Genomic DNA, 3,752 nt, shown 5'->3' with positions numbered 1-3,752 from the left:
TGCGGCCGCCCAGCAGCTGCCAGACGGGGACGCTGAGAGACTTGCCGAGCACGTCCCACCGCGCGAGGGCGATCGCGCTGAGCGCCGCGACGGATAGACCGCGCCGCGCGATCTCCGGCATGGCGTGGCCCGAAATCGCCGCCATCTCGGGGCGTACGCCGTTGTAGAGCATCTCCCATATGGCGGAGATGTCGGCAGGGTCACGGCCGATGAGCTTCGGCCCCACCTCGTGGTTCAGCATATGCACAAGCGTGCCATAGGTGCCTGCGCTGCCGGCGGCATTCTTGCCCTCTCCCCAGCCGACAATGCCGTCATTCGTCTCTATACGCACGATTGCGGCGTCAAAGGACGTCAGACGGCCGAAGTCGCTAAGGTGTTGGCGGCTTGCCTCGATGGGAATCTTCACCCACCAGGCCTCTACGGATTTGATACGCATGTGTCGGATCCCCCGCCCTCACGACCTCGCTGGCCGCGAGATCATATGCCTTCCCGTTCCTCACTTGATCAGCGGCAGGATCGTCTCGGCCGTGATCCGCATCTGATCGTCGTAGAACTTCTCGGTAAGAAGGCTCGAGCCGTGGTCCTGGATGAACTTCAATTGCTCCGGCGGGATATCGACGGGGCTGCGCTCCACCATGTCCGGGTACTTGGCTGCCGGCGTGCGATCGACGGGAGCGACGAACTCGTTCGTCACCGCGCCCTCATAACCGATTTCCTTCAGCGTGCCGATGATCTTCGGCCAGTCGAGCTGGCCGAGGCCGGCCGCGAAGCGATTGTTGTCGGCGACGTGGAAATCGAAGAGGCGCTTCCCGGCCAGCCGGATCGCGTCGTACATGTCCTCCTCCTCGATGTTGAGATGGAAGGCATCGAGGCAGACGCCGCATTCCGGGCTCACCGCATCGGCCAGCGCCAGCGCCTGAGCGGCGCGGTTGAAGAGATAGGTCTCGAAGCGGTTGAGCGGCTCGATCGCCAGCCGCACTCCCTTCTTCTGCGCGTGGGTGAAGCACTCGCGGGTGGCGTCGACCACCCACGTCCACTCCTCCTCTTCGGTCGCGTCCGGTACTACCTTGCCGACAGTCGCCGGCACAAGCGTGACGATCTCGCCCTCGAGTTCGCCGACCATGGTGATGACGCTCTTGACGTAATCCACCGACTTGGCGCGCTGGCCCTCGTCCTTGGCGGCAAGGTTGCGCTCGCCCAGCGTCAGCGTGACGGCGCCCCAGCAGCGGATGCCGTGTTCCTTGAGCAGCGCGCGCGTTTCCTTCACATCGTACTGTGTCGGCTCACCCGATATTTCGATGCTCTCATAGCCGTATTTCTTGATGCGCTTCAGCGTGACAGCGAGCGGTTCCGCCCGCATCCAGTTGTGTGTTGAAAGATGCATGAGGTCCTCCCGGGCTGTTGCGGCGCGCTTAACCGCCGAGGGCGGCAATGCTCACCTTCTCGTCCGCCAGCTCCGCATTCGGTAATCTGGTTCGGCCAATTATCGCTGATTGCAAGATCTAGCGCAATTTCCCACCCTCTGCAAGACGGAACGAGAAACGAGGATCTATCTTATTATACCGACATTTAATGTTGAAGTCTGGATTTTTCGCTGATCGCGCGGACGCGCGATGCCCAGAATTGGCTTGACCGGATATCCAATTTTGGTATGACCAGATTGCGAGAGTGACAGCAACAAGCGCAGGGCCGAAAGGCCCGGAGGGAGGAGACATGAAGATCGGCATGTGCATGTTCCTGTGGACGACGAGTGTCGGCCGGAAGCACGAGGGACTGTTGCGCGACATCAAGGACACCGGGTTTGATGGCGTCGAGATTCCGATCTTTTCGGGGACGCCCGACGACTACCGTCGGCTGGGGGCCCTACTCGACCGGATCGGCCTCGAACGGACCGCCGTTTCCGCCATGGGAGACCCCTCAATGAACCTGATCGCGTCCGACGCCGCCACCCGCCGACGCGGCATCGACCATATGAAATGGGCAATCGACTGCGGCGATGCGCTTGGCGCCAAAGTGCTGAGCGGGCCGCTGCATTCGACGCTCGGCCATTTTTCCGGCAGCGGGCCGAGCGCGGCGGAACTCAAGCGCTCGGTCTCCTCGCAACGCGCGATCGGCGATCATGCGGCAAAGCGCGGGGTCACGATCGGGCTCGAGGCGCTGAACCGCTTTGAGTGTTACCTATTCAACACGATGGACGCCCTTGCGGCCCATGTCGACGCGGTCGGGCATCCAAATATCCGCGCTATGTACGACACGTTCCACAGCAATATCGAGGAGGCCGATGCCATCGGTGCCTTCACGCGAAACAGGGACCGCATCGTCCATGTCCACATTTCGGAAAACGACCGCGGCGTACCGGGGCGCGGCCACATTCCCTGGGCGGAGACGTTCAAGGCGCTACGCGCGAGCGGCTACGACGGCTGGCTGACAATCGAAGCCTTCGGCCGGGCGCTCAAGGACCTTGCCGCCGCGACGAAGGTCTGGCGCGATTTTTCCGAGACACCGGAAGCGGTCTATCGCGAAGGCCACCGCCATATCCGCGATGGATGGCACGCGGCGGCATGAACGCGGTGCCACCAGTCGATCAGTCCGAGTTTCCATCTGGGCGCGGCTCCACGGCAGCGTCATTCCACGTTTACGGGTTGACCTTCGGAGCCGAACCCGCCTTCAAGCTATGACGGAATCCACCAGGAGGGCCAACGCCGTTGCGGCGACCCTCCCGATTGGCGCTCTTTACTTGAAGTCCGACATGTTTTCGAGAGTAACGAGAGCCGCGCCCGAGTCGATGAGCGAAGGGACATCTTCCCCGGATATGGCGCGGACCAGCGCGTCTACACCCAGTTCGGCCATCTTCGCGGGGAACTGGGCAACGGTGGCGTCTTCGACCCCGGCAGTCAACGCTTCTTCTTCGCCGCAACAAAAATCAAAGCCGACTAGGACGACTTTGTCAGGGGCGATGCCGGCATTCTTGATGGCACGCGCAGCGCCGGCGGCCGGAGGGCCGCAGGCTGCATAGATCGCTTTGAGGTCAGGATTGGCCGTCAGCAAATCTTCAGCCACCGAAATGCCGAGTTCCTCGGTGCAGTTGGTGCCGCTGCGGCCAACGACTTCTACGGTGAGACCGCCCAGGCCCTCCAGCATACCCTTGACACGGTCATCGAGCGCCGGAACGCCCGGAACTCCCTCCAGGATGCCGAGCGTGTCGCCGGCGGAAAGCACCGACTTCAGATACTGCCCGGCGATCTTGCCGGCATTGTAGTTATCGGTGGTCGCCAGCGCCGCGGCTTTGTCCCAGCCAGGGATGGAGTTGTCCATCAGGACCACTTTCACGCCGCTGGCGATGGCCTTGTCGAGGGCAGACGCTACAGTCGGGTCCACGGGGGTGATGGCAATGCCTTGGACACCCTGGGTGGACATGGATTCGATGAGGGCGATCTGCCCTTCGACGTCGGTGGCCGAAGCGCCCTGGCCATAGATGATTTCAACACCTGGATTGGCCGCAGCATAGGCCTTGGCGGCATTTTCCATCGTGGCAAAGAACGGCACTGGAAACTTGGGGATGAAGCCCAGTTTCACGTCTGCCGCGAGTGCCGCGAAGGCGGTGAATCCCCAAATCGCCAACCGGACCACTAGTTGCAGACATGTCATTGTATACCTCTATATTGATTCCTGAATGTTCTCAAAGCCTCCGCCTGCCGTGGGTGCAGCCGCATACACCCATGCACTTCTGCAAATCTGACGCCGCCGCACAT

At 62.0% G+C, this 3,752-nt stretch carries 3 protein-coding genes and 1 pseudogene; 1 reads left to right on the top strand and 3 read right to left on the bottom strand.

Annotated elements, in window-relative coordinates:
• Positions 1–436 (bottom strand): annotated as a pseudogene (locus tag C9413_RS29370) (mandelate racemase/muconate lactonizing enzyme family protein); the annotation flags it as partial.
• Between the two features lie 60 nt (positions 437–496).
• Entirely contained in the window at positions 497–1,384 is an 888-nt protein-coding gene (locus C9413_RS29365) for a sugar phosphate isomerase/epimerase (RefSeq protein ID WP_040114812.1), read from the bottom strand.
• A 329-nt stretch (positions 1,385–1,713) separates the two neighbouring features.
• On the opposite strand from C9413_RS29365, the gene C9413_RS29360 reads away from it, so the two are divergent.
• Positions 1,714–2,565 carry a sugar phosphate isomerase/epimerase gene (locus C9413_RS29360; RefSeq protein WP_040114811.1) on the top strand — a complete coding sequence of 284 codons (852 nt, stop codon included), beginning with the start codon at positions 1,714–1,716 and terminating at the stop codon, positions 2,563–2,565.
• Positions 2,566–2,733: 168 nt separating this feature from the next.
• Here the strand turns inward: C9413_RS29360 and C9413_RS29355 are convergent, their stop codons facing one another.
• Positions 2,734–3,648, bottom strand: coding sequence for a sugar ABC transporter substrate-binding protein (locus C9413_RS29355; RefSeq protein ID WP_170251293.1), 915 nt, complete (start codon positions 3,646–3,648; stop codon positions 2,734–2,736).
• Between the last annotated feature and the right edge of the window lie 104 nt (positions 3,649–3,752).

The organism is Rhizobium sp. SEMIA 4085 (assembly GCF_013004495.1).
GTDB lineage: Bacteria > Pseudomonadota > Alphaproteobacteria > Rhizobiales > Rhizobiaceae > Rhizobium > Rhizobium gallicum.
This window is presented reverse-complemented; position numbering and strand designations above follow the sequence as displayed.